General features: G+C 66.6%; 17 protein-coding genes. 8 read left to right on the forward strand and 9 right to left on the reverse strand.

Translation table 11 applies throughout. From position 1 onward, the window contains the following. Positions 1-3 precede the first annotated feature (3 nt). Positions 4-1089 (forward strand): hypothetical protein, encoded by a 1086-nt coding sequence (locus ACTJIL_RS05485; RefSeq protein ID WP_440754552.1) that lies wholly within the window; start codon positions 4-6, stop codon positions 1087-1089. Positions 1090-1537: 448 nt separating this feature from the next. Here ACTJIL_RS05485 and ACTJIL_RS05490 read toward each other — a convergent pair whose 3' ends face one another. From ACTJIL_RS05490 to ACTJIL_RS05530, 9 genes are all read right to left on the reverse strand, one after another. Then, positions 1538-2215, reverse strand: a complete 678-nt coding sequence (locus ACTJIL_RS05490) for an OmpA family protein (RefSeq protein WP_440754553.1) — start codon at positions 2213-2215, stop codon at positions 1538-1540. 134 nt (positions 2216-2349) lie between these two features. Next, on the reverse strand, positions 2350-3825 hold the full coding sequence (locus tag ACTJIL_RS05495; protein WP_440754554.1) for a WS/DGAT/MGAT family O-acyltransferase: 1476 nt from the start codon (positions 3823-3825) through the stop codon (positions 2350-2352). Between the two features lie 98 nt (positions 3826-3923). Then, complete coding sequence (gene alr / locus ACTJIL_RS05500; protein ID WP_440754555.1) at positions 3924-5012, reverse strand: alanine racemase; 1089 nt, start codon at positions 5010-5012, stop codon at positions 3924-3926. A 165-nt stretch (positions 5013-5177) separates the two neighbouring features. Continuing rightward, positions 5178-6578, reverse strand: coding sequence for a replicative DNA helicase (locus ACTJIL_RS05505; protein ID WP_440754556.1), 1401 nt, complete (start codon positions 6576-6578; stop codon positions 5178-5180). Between the two features lie 341 nt (positions 6579-6919). Beyond that, positions 6920-7372 (reverse strand): 50S ribosomal protein L9, encoded by a 453-nt coding sequence (gene rplI, locus ACTJIL_RS05510; protein WP_440754557.1) that lies wholly within the window; start codon positions 7370-7372, stop codon positions 6920-6922. A 265-nt stretch (positions 7373-7637) separates the two neighbouring features. Beyond that, on the reverse strand, positions 7638-7868 hold the full coding sequence (rpsR, locus tag ACTJIL_RS05515; protein ID WP_027080006.1) for a 30S ribosomal protein S18: 231 nt from the start codon (positions 7866-7868) through the stop codon (positions 7638-7640). 11 nt (positions 7869-7879) lie between these two features. Next, a complete protein-coding gene (gene rpsF / locus ACTJIL_RS05520) occupies positions 7880-8314 on the reverse strand; it encodes a 30S ribosomal protein S6 (RefSeq protein ID WP_440754558.1) in 435 nt (144 codons plus the stop codon). A gap of 279 nt (positions 8315-8593) precedes the next feature. Beyond that, positions 8594-10369 carry a DUF885 domain-containing protein gene (locus ACTJIL_RS05525; RefSeq protein ID WP_440754559.1) on the reverse strand — a complete coding sequence of 592 codons (1776 nt, stop codon included), beginning with the start codon at positions 10367-10369 and terminating at the stop codon, positions 8594-8596. Between the two features lie 182 nt (positions 10370-10551). Further along, positions 10552-10893, reverse strand: a complete 342-nt coding sequence (locus ACTJIL_RS05530; protein ID WP_440754560.1) for a HesB/IscA family protein — start codon at positions 10891-10893, stop codon at positions 10552-10554. A gap of 75 nt (positions 10894-10968) precedes the next feature. Between ACTJIL_RS05530 and asnS the strand changes: the two genes are divergently transcribed. From asnS to ACTJIL_RS05565, 7 genes are all read left to right on the forward strand, one after another. Continuing rightward, entirely contained in the window at positions 10969-12369 is a 1401-nt protein-coding gene (gene asnS, locus ACTJIL_RS05535; protein ID WP_440754561.1) for an asparagine--tRNA ligase, read from the forward strand. 4 nt (positions 12370-12373) lie between these two features. Continuing rightward, on the forward strand, positions 12374-12682 hold the full coding sequence (locus ACTJIL_RS05540) for a hypothetical protein (protein WP_440755854.1): 309 nt from the start codon (positions 12374-12376) through the stop codon (positions 12680-12682). Then, positions 12679-12999, forward strand: coding sequence for a hypothetical protein (locus tag ACTJIL_RS05545; protein ID WP_440754562.1), 321 nt, complete (start codon positions 12679-12681; stop codon positions 12997-12999). Before ACTJIL_RS05540 ends, ACTJIL_RS05545 begins: the two co-directional genes overlap by 4 nt. 7 nt (positions 13000-13006) lie before the next feature. Further along, the gene (locus ACTJIL_RS05550; protein WP_440754563.1) at positions 13007-13627 is read left to right on the forward strand and encodes an FMN-binding negative transcriptional regulator; all 621 of its coding nucleotides are present in this window, start codon (positions 13007-13009) and stop codon (positions 13625-13627) included. 16 nt (positions 13628-13643) lie between these two features. Beyond that, entirely contained in the window at positions 13644-14429 is a 786-nt protein-coding gene (locus ACTJIL_RS05555) for an SDR family oxidoreductase (RefSeq protein WP_440754564.1), read from the forward strand. Positions 14430-14549: 120 nt separating this feature from the next. Continuing rightward, positions 14550-15362 carry an endonuclease VIII gene (gene nei, locus ACTJIL_RS05560; RefSeq protein ID WP_440754565.1) on the forward strand — a complete coding sequence of 271 codons (813 nt, stop codon included), beginning with the start codon at positions 14550-14552 and terminating at the stop codon, positions 15360-15362. Positions 15363-15481: 119 nt separating this feature from the next. Next, the gene (locus ACTJIL_RS05565; RefSeq protein WP_440754566.1) at positions 15482-16909 is read left to right on the forward strand and encodes an aldehyde dehydrogenase; all 1428 of its coding nucleotides are present in this window, start codon (positions 15482-15484) and stop codon (positions 16907-16909) included. Positions 16910-16918 lie beyond the last annotated feature (9 nt).

Below are 16918 nucleotides of genomic sequence, written 5' to 3' on the forward strand. Positions count from 1 at the left end.
AGCGTGCTTGCCGACAACTGGTCACTTCAAGATGTGTCCCTGCTTCTGACAGACGGGCTGCCAACCGACGAGGCACAAACGCTTACTCTCACAGCAAGCGGACATGGAGCCGCATCAATCCCAGCGGCGATAACCGCGATTGAGGGATTATTTGATCTACTCACGGACATCGTGCTTAGGGATCAGATCCTCGTCGACAAGGACTTTGCCTATGCATGGGACGAAAACGGGACCTATGCGGATCTCTTGCGGGGTCAGATAGTCAAACCCTACGGATTCCTAGACTACCGCGACCGCTTCTCGGATACCCGTGCCGTAATCTTGGATCGCCTGTTGATTACAGACTCACTTCGGGAGGCCCAGGCAAAGAATGAGGAAAGCTATGCCCTCACCCGTCGATCCCATGATCCTTGGTTAGGCCAAGTCGTATGGGGCGGAGCCGGCATGATCGCTCGCGCGAGCGCCTTCAACATTCCTTATGCACCCCATCCCGTTCGTCGCCGGTTCTTTGAGCTTGCCGGTATGGCGCTGTCTGCATCCTCGGCCACCGCGAATCTGACCAGCTTCGTCGAAGAGCAACGGGCAACCGTCAGAAATGCAATGCGTGGTCAAGACAGGCTTCACAGCCTCGTGATCAGCATGGATCCAGTCCCAGTGATGGTGATCGCCGAGAGCTCGTCCCTCTCAGATCTCATACCAACCGCATTACAGTTGCGATCAAGTTTCACTGGCCTGAGAAACTGGCTAGGCGCTTACCAGGTTGAGCTCGAAAAGGACGATTTCCGGGCGATCAAATCGCAACAGCGCCTACTGAAATCTGTCGGTCAATACGTGACCGCGGAGGTTGGAAGTTCTTGGGCTGACCTTGCCACATTGAAGGCAGGACTCACCGCAATGGATCTGTCAGTCCAGGCCAAGCCTATGAATCATCTTCTGAACAGGTTTGGCGTAAGGTCGACCATCAATCGACTCATTTTCCAGCCGAATGGGCGCGAGCACCTGACCAAGCTTCTCAGGTTCTTCGATCACGAAAACTCTAAAACGGGAGTTGCCGTGAACCGGCACTTCCTGGAAAGCAGATCGAACTAGGGGCCCGCGTCCTCTTCCGTCACCTCTCTACCCCGAGCGATGCGGGCCTATACCAAGTGAGCTGCTTCCTGACTCGGACGCAACAGTCGCTTGTCGGCAGCCAGTTTAAGCCTCGCGCACAATCCCAACGCGACCTCGCTGGACTCTGGCAGGCTCAGCGTCGACAACCCGCGCCGATCTGCCGTTATGATGGGCAAGGGTTCTAGACGTGGTGGTTGGTCGATCCGCTCGGTGGGGACATTCTCGGGTTGCCGACCAATAGTGGGTGTCCCTTGCGAATAGCGGTATTTTTGGCGGTATCTGAGAAACGCAAACTCACGGATACTCCTAAAATCAAGCCATTTTTCGCTTGAGTTCGATTCCCGCCACCCCACCAAACCAAAGGGCCACCCTCGCGGGTGGCCCTTTTTTTCGCAGTTTGTTGTCCTTGTGGAAGCTTCCCTCTTCCTTACGAGCGCACCGGCACCAGGGTGATCTCGACCCGGCGGTTCTCGGCGCGGCCGGCATCGGTGTCGTTGCTGGCCACCGGATGGGTCTCGCCGGCGCCGACGGTGATCATGCGGTCGCGCATGATGCCGCGCGCGTTGAGGTAGTTGGCCACCGCCTCGGCGCGCTTCTGCGACAGCTGCTGGTTGTAGGCGTCGCTGCCGACGCTGTCGGTGTGGCCGGCCACCTCGATGATGGTCTGGTTGTACTGCTGCAGCGTGCTGGCCACGTTGTTCAGCACCGGATAGAACTGCGGCTGCACCTCGGCCTTGTCGAAGGCGAACGTCACACCACCGGGCATGTTGAGGGTGATGTTGTCGCCGTTGCGCACCACGTCGACGCCGGTCCCTTGCATCTGGCTGCGCAGTTGCGCTTCCTGGCGATCCTGGTAGGCGCCGACCGCCCCACCGGCGAGGCCGCCGACGCCCGCGCCGACCAGGGCGCGCTGGCGACGCTCGGTGGCATCGCCGCCGCTGAGCAGGCCGGCGACGGCGCCGATGCCGGCACCGATCAGGGCACCGCGGCCGGTGCGGTTGGGGTCGTCCGGCGCGCTGGTCTGGCCGGTGTACGTGGCGCAGCTGCTCAGCAGCAGGCTGCCTGCGAGTGCGGTGACGATGGCAGCGGTGGTGGACGGTCGCATGGGGGTCTCCTGATCGTTCGGATGAACGTGAATGGGGAGGCCCAAGCTAAACACGCCGCCGTCGCCGCAGGGTGATGGCTGTGGCCTGATCGCCGCGGCGATCAGGCGCGGTTAACGATGCGCACACATGTTGCTCAGAGCAACGCCTCGGCGCCTGCAGGATCGAGTGCACGGTCCCAGTTGCCCATCAGCGCCAGGTACAGGAGCTTGTCGAACTCGGTGCCGAAGCGCCGGGTCACGGCGTCGGGGTCGGGGATCAGCTTGGCGTCGGCGATCAGGCCGAAGTGCACGCGTCCGTTGTAGCTCATGATCGAGACGCCGACGCCGATCGACCCGGTCTGCGGGACCCAGAACATCATCTCGCGCAGCCGGCAGCCGGCCAGGTACAGCGGCTGCGGCGGCCCAGGAACATTGGTGGCGACGGAGGTGGCCTTGCGGCTGAACAGTTCCAGCGCCAGCTCCTGCAGCGGCTGCGGTGCCATTCCAATTGCGGCAAGAAGGCCATATGCAACAATGGCTTGACGCGAACTCTTCAACTGGTTCATGCAGTCCGAAACCAGTGCCAGCCGACGTACCGGATTGCCCTCGCCCACCGGCAGGTCGAGGAACACCAGTCCGAAATGGTTGCCCAGCTTCTTTGCGTGTTCCAGCGGCCGCAGGTTCACCGGCACGGTGGCGCGCAGGGTCAGGCCGTCGACGTCGTCACCGCGCTCGATCATGTAATCGCGTAGCGCGCCGGCCGCCGCCGCCATCAGCACGTCGTTGACGGTGCAATCGCAGGCACGGCCCACCGCCTTCACTTCTTCCAGGTCGATCGGGTCGGCCCATGCGACGCGCTTGCTGACGCCCAGGCGTCCGCGCAGCATCGATGGCGGATCGTCCGGCAGCGCGAGCGCGTGCACCAGTTCGCGTGCGATTTCGCCGCCTTCCTTCGCCAGCATTGCGGCCAGCGTCGGGTCCTGCATCATCTCCATGCCCTTGCCGAACACCTTGCCGCCGAGCCGGGCGTAGCGCTCCACCGCACCGACCCGCCGCGCGACCTCCGCGCCGTCCTGCTTCAGCCAGGCCTTCGCCAGGTCCTTGCCCTTGCCGGCGCTGCGTTCGGTGTCGGTCAGCGACAGCAGCACCTGCACCAGCGCGATCCCGTCGGCATAGCTGTGGTGCAGGCGCGCGACCAGCGCCGAGCCACCGGCGTAACGTTCGACCAGGTGGAACTGCCAGAGCGGCCGGTGCTTGTCGAGCGGGCTGGATGCGAGCTGGCTGACGAAGCGTTCGAGCGCGCGCTTCTCCGCGCCATCCCGTGCCGGCCGGCGACCATCACCACGCCCCGGCAGCGCGGCAAGCTGCACGTGCCAGTCGAGATCGAAGTTCGCATCCTCCTGCCACGCCGCACCCGACGGGGTGTCGACCGCCTTCTGGCGGAAACGCGCGTAGGCGAGGAAGCGCTTGGCAATGACGCGCTTGAGGCGCTCGAGCGACATCGGCTCGGCGAACATCAGAACGCCGGTGATCATCATCGGGTTGGTCGGCCGCTCCATGCGCAGCCAGGCGGTGTCGACCCGCGACATGGGTTCGCGGCGCAGCGCCTTGCGCGGCTTTTTCGTGGCCATCCGGATCTCCCGACAAGTCGCGCGAGTGAATCACGCGGCCGTCGGCAGCGTCAATTTTGTGCGCGCATCCGTCATCGCGCCGCATGCGGCGCAAACGCTCAGGCTTCGACGAAGCGCACGCGCCGGGTGATCGAGCAGGTCAGTTCGTAGGCGATGGTGCCCGACGCATCGGCTACGGTTTCGATCGGCAGCCCTTCGCCCCAGAGCACCACGGGATCACCCGCGCGTGCATCCGGATGGTCCCGCAGGTCGATGGTCATCAGGTCCATCGATACGCGTCCGACGACCTGCGCCGGGGCGCCGTTGACCAGCACTGGCGTTCCGGCGGGCGCGAGCCGCGGATAGCCGTCGCCGTAACCGACCGCGGCGACGCCGATGCGCATCTCTTCGGGTGTTTCCCAGGTGGCCGAGTAGCCGATCCGCTCGCCCTTGCCGATGCGGTTGACCGCGAGCAGCCGGGTGCCGAACGTCATTGCCGGCCGCAAGCCGAAGTCCGCCGCGGGCTTGCCCTTGACCACCGACATCCCGAACAGCGCGCCACCGGGCCGCACCCAGTCGCCGTGCGAACCGGGCCAGCCCAGGATGGCGGCGGAGTTGGCCAGCGACCTCGGCCCCGGCAGGCCCGCGGTGGCATCGGCGAACACCTGCAACTGCTCGCGCGTCTGCCGGCCGTTGCTCGATGCGCCCTCGAACTCGTCGGAACTGGCGAAATGGCTCATCAGGACGATGTCGCCGGTCACGCCACGCGCTGCGGACAGCCGCGCATGCGCTTCACGCACCCTGTCCGGCTCGAATCCGAGTCGGTGCATGCCGGTATCGATCTTCAGCCAGCAGCCGATCGGCGCGCCTTCGGCCTGTTCCAGCATGTCCAGCTGCGCGGGATGATGGACGATGCTGTCGGCACGCAGGCGGCGCAACTGGTCCAGGTCCTCGGCCGAATCGAAGCCCGACAGCACCAGGATCGGTTGCGACAGGCCGAGCGCTCGGATCCGCTGCGCATCCTCGATCGCGGCCACGCCGAAAGCATCCGCCTCGCGCAACGCGGACACGGCCGTCTCCAGCCCGTGCCCGTAGCCGTCGGCCTTGACCATCGCCATGACCCGGCTCGAAGGCGCATGGGTGCGCACCAAGGCCAGGTTGTGGCGGATGGCCGCGGTGTGGATGGTGGCGGTGACGGGGCGCGACATCCGGCGCATTTTAAGGCCTCGGCTCCCGCGGACATAGGGCGGGCCCGGACAATCGCCGCCACTCGGCCAAGGCGGAATGACGGAGCGGGTTGTTCGGACCTTCCGTCATGCTGCCGGAAGACGAGCACGGGTTGCCGCCTGCAACCCGGCGCCCGGCGCGAGCCGTTACTCGAAGCTGCCGACGGCGTCGTGCGCGAGGTTGTCGAAGCGTGTGTACTCGCCGAAGAATTTCAGCTTGATCGACCCGGTAGGGCCGTTACGCTGCTTGCCGATGATGATCTCGGCCAGTCCCTTGTCCGGCGAATTTTCCTTGTTGTAGTACTCGTCGCGGTAAATGAAGATGATCACATCGGCGTCCTGCTCGATGGCGCCGGATTCGCGCAGGTCGGCCATTACCGGGCGCTTGTCGGTGCGGGTTTCCAGCGAGCGGTTGAGCTGCGACAGCGCGATCACCGGCACGTTGAGCTCCTTGGCCAGGCCCTTGAGCGAGCGCGAGATCTCCGAGATCTCGGTGGCGCGGTTCTCACTGTTGCCCGGCACCGCCATCAGCTGCAGGTAGTCGATGACGATCAGTCCCAGGTCGTGCTCGCGCTTGAGTCGTCGCGACTTGGCGCGCAGCACCTCCGGCGACAGCGCCGGGGTGTCGTCGATGAAGATCTTCGACTCCTTGAGCATCCGGATCGCACTGCTGACGCGGCTCCAGTCCTCGTCCTCGAGCTGGCCGGTGCGCAGCCGGGTGGCGTTGACCCGGCCGTTGGACGAGATCAGGCGCAGCGCGAGCTGGCTGGCCGACATTTCCATCGAGAACACCGCCACCGCCTTCTTGGTCTTGATCGCCGCGTACTCGGCGATGTTCAGCGCGAAGGTGGTCTTGCCCATCGCCGGGCGGGCCGCCAGGATCAACAGGTCGGTGGGCTGCAGGCCCGCGGTCATTTCGTCGAATTCTGTGTAGCCGGTCGGCATGCCTGTGATCCCGCCACCGTTGGCGTAGCGCGTCTGCAGGACGTCGAAGGCCTCGCCCATGGCCTTGTTGATCGGCGTGAAATCGGTGCGGCCGCGCGCGCCGGCCTCGGCGATCGCGAACACCTGCTGCTCGGCGCTGGCGAGGATCTCGCTGCTGTCCCGGCCCTCCGGCTGGAAGCCGTCGTTGACGATGACGGTGCCGACCTCGATCAACTGCCGCAACACCGCCTTGTCGCGCACGATCTCGGCGTAGGCGACGATGTTGGCCGCCGAAGGCGTCGTGCTGGCCAGTTCGACCAGGTAGGCGCCGCCGGCGACCTGTTCGGCCAGGCCCTGCGACTCGAACCATTCGCCGAGGGTGACCGCATCGTAGGGCCGGCTCTTTTCCGCCAGCTCGCGGATCGCCCGATAGATGAGCTGGTGGTCGCGACGGTAGAAATCGCCATCGACCAGGTGGTCGGCGATGCGGTCGTAGGCATCCGGTGCCAGCATCAGCCCGCCGAGGACGGCCTGTTCGGCCTCCACCGACTGCGGCGGCACGCGCAACTGCTCGATCCTGCTGTCGCTGCGTGATTCATTCCCAAACCGGGGACGTGCGGACATCGTGTTGTCTTGCTCCTGCGAAGCGAAAGCCGTGAAGGGAATAAGGGGGATCGATTTTCGTGACTGGCCAGGCATCGTAGGCGCTCGGCTTGTGGGTTCGCGACGGAACAACCTGTGGATAAGACAGGTTTCTTAGCCGGTCGTCGTCTCACCAGCTGCGATGACGCCTGGTTGCCTTCCCTTGTAGGAGCGGCTTCAGCAGCGAGCTTCTTGTTCTTTGGCGAAGAATCAAGAGCTCGCGGCTGAAGCCGCTCCTGCAATGATCCCCCAAGGCCCGCGAAGGCCGTGGCAACAAAAAAGGGCGCCGGAAGGCGCCCTCTTCGTCGAACGGGGTGCAGCGATCAGGCGGCTTCGGGCGCCACGATCACCTTGACCGTGGTCTCGACGTCGGCGTGCAGGTGCACGACAACCTCGAACTCGCCGGTGGTGCGGAACGCACCCTCGCCCAGCACCACTTCCGATTTCTCGACCGGGGTGCCGGCCTTGGTCAGGGCTTCGGCGATGTCGCGCGGGCCGACCGAGCCGTACAGCTTGCCTTCGGTCGAAGCGTTGGCGTAGATGGTGACGCTGGCGCCTTCCAGCTTGGCGATGCGATCGGTGGCTTCACTGTGGATCGCGGCAGCCTTGGCCTCGTAGTCGGCGCGCTTGGCCTCGAACTCGGCGACGTTGGTGGCCGTTGCCGGCACCGCCTTGCCCTGCGGGACAAGATAGTTGCGGCCGTAACCGGGCTTGACGTTGACCTTGTCGCCCAGGTTGCCGAGGTTGGTGACTTTCTGCAGCAGGATCAGTTCCATGGTGGTACTCCGTATTCGTTAGCAGCGCATGGCGCCGCAACTTTCAGCTGTCCGAACGGACGGGATTCTTGAAGCCTTTCGCCATCATTCAGGGCAAGGCCGGGTTCTGAAGCCCTCCCCTTCAAGGGGAGGGTTGGGTGGGGATGGGTTTGCCTTCGACCGTGGAGCTGAAAAGAAAGTCGCAGCGTCACGAACACCCATCCCAATCCTTGCCTTCCCCTTGAAGGGGAAGGAAACCGGAGCCTCCCTGCGGGAGGCAGGCTTTTTACACGTTGTGGTTGTCCGTGTACGGGATCAGGGCCAGGAAGCGTGCGCGCTTGACCGCGGTGGCCAACTGGCGCTGGTAGCGCGACTTGGTACCGGTGATCCGGCTCGGGACGATCTTGCCGTTCTCGGTCAGGTTCTGGCGCAGGGTGTTGAGATCCTTGTAATCGATCTCCTTGACACCCTCGGCGGTGAACTTGCAGTACTTGCGGCGGCGGAAGAACTTGGACATGTCAGGGCTCCTCAGGCGGCTTCGGCGGTGTCGTCGTCGGCGGATTCAGCGGGCTTGCCGCTGCCTTCGCCTTCATCGTCGTCTCGGCGACGGCGCTCGCCACGTTCGGGCTTGTCGCCCTTCTCGTCCTTGTTCTTCATGATCAGCGACTGCTCGGTGTCGGCCTCGTCGCGGCGCATCACCAGGTGGCGCAGCACGGCATCGTTGAAGCGGAAGCCTTCGACGAGCTCGTCGAGCACGGCCTGCTCGACTTCGATGTTGAGCAGGACGTAGTGGGCCTTGACCAGGTTGTTGATCGGATAGGCCAGCTGGCGACGGCCCCAGTCTTCGAGGCGGTGGATCTTGCCGTTGCCGGCCTCGATCAGCGCCTTGTAGCGCTCGATCATGGCGGGCACCTGCTCGCTCTGGTCCGGATGGACCAGGAACACGACTTCATAGTGACGCATGGTGTTTCCTCGTGGATATTCGGCCGTTGCCCGGAGAGGGCAGCGACCCGGATAGCCCCCCGACGATCCGGCACGGATGCGGTGGGGCAAGGTCTCCCGACGCGCGGGAGCCGGATATTGTCGCAGTTCAATGGCCGGGGAGCAACGATCGGGATTGCCGAGCGACGGCGGTTGCCGTAGGTCCGGGTTGCGCCCCGGACAGCTTTGCCCGCGGGCTCTTCACGCCCTGCAGCGAGGAACCGTCGGGGGCAGCCCCGACCTGGGACAGCCCTGCCTGCCCTACTCCTGCGCCGCGATCCAGGCGTCGATGTGCTTCTCCAGTACGTCCAGCGGTACCGAACCGGTTTCCAGCACGGCGTCGTTGTAAGCCCGCAGGTCGAACTTCGGCCCCAGCTCCCTCGCGGCTTTCTCGCGAAGCTCCGAGATTTTCAGCTGGCCGATCTTGTAGGCCAGCGCCTGCCCCGGCCAGCTGATGTAGCGGTCGATCTCATTGACCACGTCCTGGCGGGTCTTGGGCGAGTTGTCCATGAAATATTCGATCGCCCGTTCGCGGCTCCAACCCTGGCTGTGCATGCCGGTGTCCACCACCAGCCGCACCGCGCGCCACATGTCGTAGGCCAGCTGGCCCATGCGGTCATAGGGGTCGTCGTACAGGCCCATGTCGTAGCCCAGACGCTCGGCGTACAGGCCCCAGCCTTCACCGTAGGCCACGAAATAGGCGGTGCGGCGGAACATCGGCGCGTCCGGCAACTCCAGCGCACGGGCGAACTGGAAATGATGCCCCGGCACCGCCTCGTGCAGGCTCAGCGGGATCATCTCCCAGGTCGGCCGGGTCTCGGGCTTGTACAGGTTGACGTAGTAGTAGCCGGGCCGCGAGCCGTCGGCAGCGCCGGGCATGTAGTACGCGGTGGTGGTATCCGGCGCGATGTTGTCCGGGATCGGGCGCACCCCGTACGGCAGCCGCGGGATGGTGTGGAAGACCTTCACCAGCTCGGGGTCGATGCGCTTGGCGACCGACCGGTAGCGCTCGAGCAGGGCTTCGGGCGTCTTCTCGAAGAACTTCGGGTCGGTGCGCAGGTAGGTGAAGAACTCCGCCAGCGTGCCCTCGAAGCCGGTCTCGGCCTTCACCTTCTCCATCTCGGCGCGGATCCGCGCCACTTCCTTCAGCCCGATCTCGTGGATCTGCGCGGGCTTGAGATCGGTCGTCGTGTAGTAGCCGGCCAGGTAGGCGTAGTAGTCCGCACCGTCGGGCTGGTCGGTCACGGCGATGCTGTCGCGCGTCTTCGGCAGGTATTCGTCGTTGAAGTACGCCTGCAGCGTGCGATAGGCGGGCACGACCTTTTCGCGGATCGTGCGCTGCGCATCGGCGACCAGCGCCTTGCGATCCGATTCCGGCACCGCATCGGGGAATCTGGTGAACGGCCGGTAGAACGGGCTCCTGGCAGGCTCATCGACGATCTGCGCGGCAATTTGCGCCGGCACGCGTTCCATCACGACTTTGGGCGGCACGCTACCCGCCTTCACGCCCTCCTTCATCAACGCGATGGCCTGGTCGACCTGCTCCGGCATCGCGGCCATGCGCGCCAGCCAGTCGCGGTAGTCCTTGGTCGAGGCGAACGACAGGACCTCGGCGATGCCATCCGCGGTCTGGATGCCGCCCTGGTGGCTGATCGGCTGCAGGTAGCCGCGGAAGCGCTGGGCGGCGATGGAGTGCTCGAGCTGCCATTCGAAGGTGTCGTAGTTGAGGCGGTCGGCCGCGGCCAGCGCCTCGCGATCGATCGTGCGCAGTTGCTCCAGCGCGGCGCGGTCTTCGGCTTCGCGCTTCCCGATCGCCTGGATGCTGTTGTCGCTCCAGCGGTCGTTGAAGCGCTTGTCGCCGTTGTAGGTGGCATTCTCGGGGCTTTCGCGCAGGCCGCGTTCCCACTGCGCGGCGAAGAACGCATCCAGGGCCTGCTTGGTGGCGCTGTCGGACACGGCCGGCGGGGTTTCCACGGCGCGCAGGGTCGAAACCGGAATGGCGGCAATCAGCGCGGCCAGCAGCAGGTGCTTGAACATGGAGACTCCCCGGAGCGGAAGCCCGGGAGTCTAGCGCGCGGATGCTGTTGGCCAACGTGCCGAAGGTTGGGCGTTGCCGGCCTTGGAGCAGGCCCTTGTAGGAGCGGCTTCAGCCGCGAGCTTTTGATCTTATGGGAGTGCAACCAAGAGCTCGCGGCTGAAGCCGCTCCTACATGCGCGGCCTACGCGGCCTTGTCGGCGTCGGTGGTGAAGCTCTCGCCGCAGCCGCATTCGGCCGAGACGTTGGGGTTCTCGAACACGAACTGCTCGTTCAGGCCCTGCTTGAGGAAATCGATCCGGGTGCCATCGACCAGTGCCAGGCTGTCGGCGTCGACGAGGATGCGTACGCCGTCGTGCTCGAAGGCGGTATCGCCGTCACGCTGCTCGCGGGCCAGTTCGATCAGGTAGCCCCAGCCCGAGCAACCGGTGCGCCTGACGCCGAAGCGCAGGCCCACGGCCGATTCGTCGGCGGACAGGAAACCCCGGATGCGCTCCAGGGCGGCGGGTGCGAGATGGATCGACATGGCAGGCATTCTAGCCCTTGCGGCTCCGGTAAACTGTATGGCTCATATCGGCACGATCGAGCAGGGATTCAAGGCATGACCACGGTGAGTGTTGCGCAGGCGCTGGCAGGCAAGGTGGCCGAAGGCGGCGAAGTCACGGTTCGCGGCTGGGTGCGCACACGGCGCGACTCCAAGGCCGGGCTGTCGTTCGTCAACGTCAGCGACGGTTCGTGCTTCGCCCCGATCCAGGTGGTGGCGCCGAGCGCGCTGGCCAACTACGAATCCGAGGTGAAGCGGCTCAGCGCCGGTTGCTCGGTCATCGCCACCGGCACGCTGGTGCCGTCGCAGGGCCAGGGCCAGAGTTTCGAGATCCAGGCCGACGCGATCGAGGTCGTGGGCTGGGTCGACGACCCGGAAACCTACCCGATCCAGCCCAAGGCGCACTCGCTGGAATTCCTGCGCGAGGTCGCGCACCTGCGCCCGCGCACCAACCTGTTCGGCGCGGTCACCCGGATCCGCGACTGCCTGGCCAAGGCGGTGCACCGCTACTTCCACGAAAACGGCTACTACTGGATCAGCACCCCGATCATCACCACCTCGGACGCCGAAGGCGCCGGGCAGATGTTCCGCGTCTCCACGCTGGACGCGGCCAACCTGCCGCGCGACGGCAAGGGCGAGGTGGATTTCTCGCGCGACTTCTTCGGCAAGGAGACCTTCCTCACGGTGTCCGGCCAGCTCAACGTCGAGGCGTACTGCCTGGCGCTGAGCAAGGTCTACACCTTCGGTCCCACCTTCCGCGCCGAGAACAGCAACACCACCCGCCACCTGGCCGAGTTCTGGATGGTGGAACCGGAGATCGCCTTCGCCGACCTCGCCGAGGACGCGCGCGTGGCCGAGGAATTCCTCAAGTACCTGTTCCGCGCCGTGCTGCACGAGCGCGGCGACGACATGGCGTTCATCGCCGAGCGCGTGCAGAAGGACGCGATCACCCGGCTGGAGATGTTCGTCAACGCGCCGTTCGAACGCATCGACTACACCGACGCGGTGGCGCTGCTGCAGAAGTCGGGGCAGAAGTTCGACTTCCCGGTCGAATGGGGCCTGGACCTGCAGACCGAACACGAGCGCTGGCTGACCGAAGTCCATGTCGGGCGCCCGGTGGTGGTGACCAACTATCCCGAGCACATCAAGGCGTTCTACATGCGCCTGAACGACGACGGCAAGACGGTCGCGGCGATGGACGTGCTGGCGCCCGGCATCGGCGAGATCATCGGCGGCTCGCAGCGCGAAGAGCGGCTGGACGTGCTGGACGCGCGCATGGCCCAGTTCGGCCTCGACCAGGCGCACTACGGCTGGTACCGCGATTTCCGCCGCTACGGCACCGTGCCGCACGCAGGCTTCGGCCTCGGCTTCGAGCGGCTGGTGGTGTACGTGTGCGGGCTGTCCAACATCCGCGATGCGATCCCGTACCCGCGCGCGCCGGGCAACGCGGAGTTCTGAGATGGTGATCATGTTCTTCGCGCTGCTGTTCGTCGCGGCCGCCATCGCCGGCGCCACCGCGTTCGTGATCTTCTGGCCGCTGGCTCTGGTGCACCTGCGCGACCGCCATCCCGACGTCAAGGCGCGCCTGGGCGATGGCGCCTTCATCAAGCCCGATGCCCTGTGGTGGCTGTTCAGCGGCCGCTACCGGCAGGTACGCGATCCGCAGTTCACCGGCCTGGCCACGCCCGCGCGCGTGGCGCTGACGGTGATCGTGGTCGCGCTGGTCCTTGCCGGCCTGTTGTGGCTGCTGTCGATCGCGGTGTCGCCATGAGCGACGAGGCGATGGTCCACGGCCCCGCGCAGTGGTGGCTTGCCACGCTCGGCCGCACCCTCGTGTGGGCCCGCCTGCGCGTGCGCGAGGCCGGCACCGCCGAGGTGCTCGACAGCGATGGCAACACCCTGGTCTACGACAGCGAGGACACCGCCCGCGCGATGCTGATGGACGCCGAGTTCGTCTCGCTCGACGGACTCGACGAACAGGACGCGCTGGAACGCGGCTTCTCGCTCGACGAACTCTCGCCGCCGTCCGGCGGCAGCGACGACGAACTGCGCCCGCGCATGGTGCAGAAGCTTGGCGGCAGCGCCTAGGCCCGCAATGTACACGCCGCGTGCCTTCGTCGACACCGACCTCGCGCGGCTCGATGCACTGGTGGCGGACGATCCGTTCGTCACCTTGCTGACGGTGGCCGACGGCGGCGCGCCGCAGGTCACGCACCTGCCCGTGCTGTATCGCCGCGACGGCGACGACGTACTGCTCGAGGGGCACTGGGCGAGGCCCAATCCGCAGGCCCGGCATGACGGCGCAGCGTTGATGATCGTGCACGGGCCGCACGCCTACGTCTCCCCCGGCTGGTATCCCGACAAGGAAGAACAGGCGCGCGTGCCGACCTGGAACTACGCCGTCGCCCACCTGCACGGGACGCTGGAACGCTACGACGACGAAGCCGCCCTCGCCGACCTCGTCATGCGGATGAGCGCCCGCTTCGAAAGCGCCATCGGCAGCGACTGGACATTCGAGCCCGGTCGCGAAGACCATCGGGTGCAGCTGCGGGGCATCATCGGTTTCCGCTTCGTACCGCAGCGGATCGAGATCAAGTCCAAGCTCAGCCAGAACCATCCCGAGGCCAACCGTCGCGCGGTCGCGGACGCCCTGCACGCACAGCCCGACGCACGTGCGAACGCGATCGCCACGCTGATGCGGGCGCGCGAAACCTGACCACACCGGAGCTCCCATGGACCTGAACCTCAGCGGCAAGCACGCCCTCGTCTGCGGCGCCTCCGAAGGCATCGGCCGCGCCACCGCGCACGAACTGGCCCTGCTCGGCGCCAGCGTCACCGTGCTCGCGCGGCGCGCCGAAGCCCTGCAAGAAGTGGCAGCCGCCCTGCCCCGCACCGACGGGCAGGCGCACGACTGGATCGCCGCCGATGTCTCGCAGACCGATGCGCTGCGCGAGCGCGTCGAGGCGCTCGCCGCGTCCGCGCCGGTGCACATCCTGGTCAACAACACCGGTGGCCCACCCGGCGGCTCCGCGCACGGCGCCGCGGTCGAGGCCTACCTGGACGCGTTCAACAAGCACCTGGTCGCCAACCAGACCCTGCTGCAGGCGGTCCTGCCGGGCATGCGGCAGGCGCGCTGGGGCCGCATCGTCAACGTGATCTCGACGTCGGTGAAGGAGCCGATCCCGGGGCTGGGCGTGTCCAACACCATCCGCGGCGCGGTCGCGTCGTGGGCCAAGACGCTGTCGCGCGAACTCGCCGCCGACGGCATCACCGTCAACAACGTGCTGCCGGGTTTCACCGAGACCGGGCGCATCGAGCAGATCGTGCGCGGCAAGGTCGCGGCGGAGGGCCGGTCCGAGGACGACGTGCGCGCAGCCATGCGTGCCGGCGTGCCGGCCGGGCGCTTCGCCACGCCCGAGGAAACCGGTGGCGTGATCGCCTTCCTGTGCTCGCCCGCGGCGGCCTACGTCAACGGGGTCAGCCTGGCGGTGGACGGCGGGCGGATGAATTCGATCTGAGGAGCGAGCCAACCGTGAATCCCTTGTAGGAGCGGCGGAAGCCGCGAGATTTTGCGGTTGGACGAAAGAAGCTCGCGGCTTCCGCCGCTCCTACAAGAACTGGCGATTCCTATATCCCCCATGCCCGAAGGCCCTGAAATCCGTCGCACCGCCGATCGCCTCGCCGAGGCCGTGGTCGGCGAACGACTGGTGTCGGCGTGGTTCGCATTCCCCGAACTCAAGAAATTCGAGACGCGCCTGACCGGCTGCGTCATCGAATCGATCACGCCGCACGGCAAGGCCCTGCTGACGCGATTCGACAACGGCTGGACGCTCTACAGCCATAACCAGCTCTACGGCGTGTGGCGCATCACCGATGCGGGCCAGCGTCCCGACACAGGTCGTTCGCTGCGCGTGGCGCTGGAAACCGCGCACAGCGCGGTCCTCCTGTACTCCGCGTCGGACGTGGCGATGTGGCGCAGCGATGACCTGCACGCGCATCCGTTCCTCGCGCGGCTGGGGCCGGACGTGCTCGATCCCGCGCTCGACGAAACCGCCGTCGCCGGGCGCCTGCGCGATCCGCGCTTCGCAGGCCGCTCCCTTGGCGGCCTGCTGCTCGACCAGGGATTCCTCGCCGGGATGGGCAACTATCTCCGCTCGGAAGTGCTGTTCGCCGCGCGCCTGCGGCCGGCGCGACGTCCGCGCGACCTCGACGCGCGTGAACTCGCCGCACTCGCGCGCGAACTGCTGGCGGTCCCGCGCCACAGCTACGCCACGCGCGGCATCGCGCCGGCCGGCGGCATGCGCGCCGACTACCTGACCGACACGCCGGACGCATTCCGCTTCCTCGTCTTCGGTCGGGAAGGCGAGCCCTGCCCCGTTTGCGGGACGCGCATCGCACGCCGGGAAGCCGGGGCGCGGCGGCTGTACCTGTGCCCGCGCTGCCAACATTGAAGGCGATCGGGCCTGGCACGCCCGCAGGAGCGCCCCATGGGCGCGATTGCCTTCGACGGGGAAGCATCGCGCCCATAAGGCGCTCCTACCGGGGCACCTGCAGCGGTTAAGCTACGCGGATGCAGCAGTTCGCCCACTGGATCGACGGCAAAGCCCGTGAGGCGTCCACGCGGCGCTGCCTCGACGTGTTCGATCCGGCCACCGGAAAGCCGTTCGCGCAGGTCGCCGACGGCAGCGCCGAGGACGTCGAAGCCGCGGTTGCCGCCGCCGCGGATGCCTTCCCGGGCTGGTCCTCGCTGGCCAACGCCGAACGCGCGCGCTGGCTGGAACGCCTGGCCGATGCACTGGAGGCGCGGCTGGACGATTTCGCCCACGCCGAGTCGCGCGACGGCGGCAAGCCGTTCGCCCTCGCCCGCGACGTGGAGATCCCGCGCGCGATCTCGAACCTGCGTTTCTTCGCGCACGCCGCCACCCAGTTCGCCAGCGAATCGCACCACGGCGAGGCCGGGCTGAACTACACCCTGCGCCAGCCGCTGGGCGTGGTTGCGACGATCTCGCCGTGGAACCTGCCGCTGTACCTGTTCACCTGGAAGATCGCGCCGGCGCTGGCCGCCGGCAACACCGTGGTCGCCAAGCCTTCCGAGGTCACGCCGATGACGGCGACGATGCTCGGTGAACTCGCGGCGGAGATCGGACTCCCTGCGGGTGTGCTCAACGTGGTGCATGGCCTCGGCCCCGCCGTCGGCGAGGCGATGGTGGTGCATCCACGGGTCAAGGCAGTGTCGTTCACCGGCAGCACCGCCGTCGGCCGGCGCATCGCCGGCATCGCGGCACCGATGCTGAAGAAGGTGTCGCTGGAACTCGGCGGCAAGAACCCGACCCTGGTCTTCGCCGACAGCGACTGGCGTGGCCAGCTCGACACCATCGTGCGTTCGGCGTTCCAGAACTCCGGGCAGATCTGCCTGTGCGGTTCGCGCATCCTGGTCGAACGGGCCATCTATGCCGAATTCCGCGATGCGCTGGTCGAACGCGCGCTGGCGCTGCGGGTCGGCGACCCGATGGACCCGGACGCGCGGATGGGCCCGCTGGTGTCGCAGGCGCATTTCGACAAGGTCGTGGCCGGGATCGCACGCGCCCGCGAGGAAGGCGGCCGCGTGCTGTGCGGCGGCAACGCGCTCGACCGGCCCGGCTGGTTCGTCGCGCCCACCGTGATCGAAGGCCTCGGCCCGGACTGCGCGACCAACCGCGAGGAGATCTTCGGCCCGGTCGCGACCCTGCAGCCCTTCGACGACGACAGCCAGGCGCTGGCGCTGGCGAACGCTTGTGAGTACGGCCTTGCCGCATCCATCTGGACCCGCGACCTCAACCGCGCCCACCGCCTCGCCGCCGGCATCCAGGCCGGTATCGTCTGGATCAACTGCTGGCTGATGCGCGACCTGCGCACCCCGTTCGGCGGCATGGCCCAGTCCGGGCTGGGCCGCGAAGGCGGGCTCGAGGCCATGCGCTTTTTCACCGAACCCCGCAACGTGGGCATCTCACTGGCATGAAGCGAACCC

It is taken from the genome of Luteimonas sp. 22616 (assembly GCF_052044325.1).
GTDB lineage: Bacteria > Pseudomonadota > Gammaproteobacteria > Xanthomonadales > Xanthomonadaceae > Luteimonas.

Coding starts and splice junctions, on each gene's coding strand:
- nei (WP_440754565.1), top strand. CDS start 14,550: ATGCCCGAAGGCCCTGAAATCCGTCGCACCGCCGATCGCCTCGCCGAG.
- ACTJIL_RS05545 (WP_440754562.1), top strand. CDS start 12,679: ATGAGCGACGAGGCGATGGTCCACGGCCCCGCGCAGTGGTGGCTTGCC.
- ACTJIL_RS05495 (WP_440754554.1), bottom strand. CDS start 3,825: ATGGCCACGAAAAAGCCGCGCAAGGCGCTGCGCCGCGAACCCATGTCG.
- rplI (WP_440754557.1), bottom strand. CDS start 7,372: ATGGAACTGATCCTGCTGCAGAAAGTCACCAACCTCGGCAACCTGGGC.
- ACTJIL_RS05490 (WP_440754553.1), bottom strand. CDS start 2,215: ATGCGACCGTCCACCACCGCTGCCATCGTCACCGCACTCGCAGGCAGC.
- ACTJIL_RS05525 (WP_440754559.1), bottom strand. CDS start 10,369: ATGTTCAAGCACCTGCTGCTGGCCGCGCTGATTGCCGCCATTCCGGTT.
- alr (WP_440754555.1), bottom strand. CDS start 5,012: ATGTCGCGCCCCGTCACCGCCACCATCCACACCGCGGCCATCCGCCAC.
- rpsR (WP_027080006.1), bottom strand. CDS start 7,868: ATGTCCAAGTTCTTCCGCCGCCGCAAGTACTGCAAGTTCACCGCCGAG.
- ACTJIL_RS05555 (WP_440754564.1), top strand. CDS start 13,644: ATGGACCTGAACCTCAGCGGCAAGCACGCCCTCGTCTGCGGCGCCTCC.
- ACTJIL_RS05505 (WP_440754556.1), bottom strand. CDS start 6,578: ATGTCCGCACGTCCCCGGTTTGGGAATGAATCACGCAGCGACAGCAGG.
- ACTJIL_RS05565 (WP_440754566.1), top strand. CDS start 15,482: ATGCAGCAGTTCGCCCACTGGATCGACGGCAAAGCCCGTGAGGCGTCC.
- asnS (WP_440754561.1), top strand. CDS start 10,969: ATGACCACGGTGAGTGTTGCGCAGGCGCTGGCAGGCAAGGTGGCCGAA.
- ACTJIL_RS05530 (WP_440754560.1), bottom strand. CDS start 10,893: ATGTCGATCCATCTCGCACCCGCCGCCCTGGAGCGCATCCGGGGTTTC.
- ACTJIL_RS05550 (WP_440754563.1), top strand. CDS start 13,007: ATGTACACGCCGCGTGCCTTCGTCGACACCGACCTCGCGCGGCTCGAT.
- rpsF (WP_440754558.1), bottom strand. CDS start 8,314: ATGCGTCACTATGAAGTCGTGTTCCTGGTCCATCCGGACCAGAGCGAG.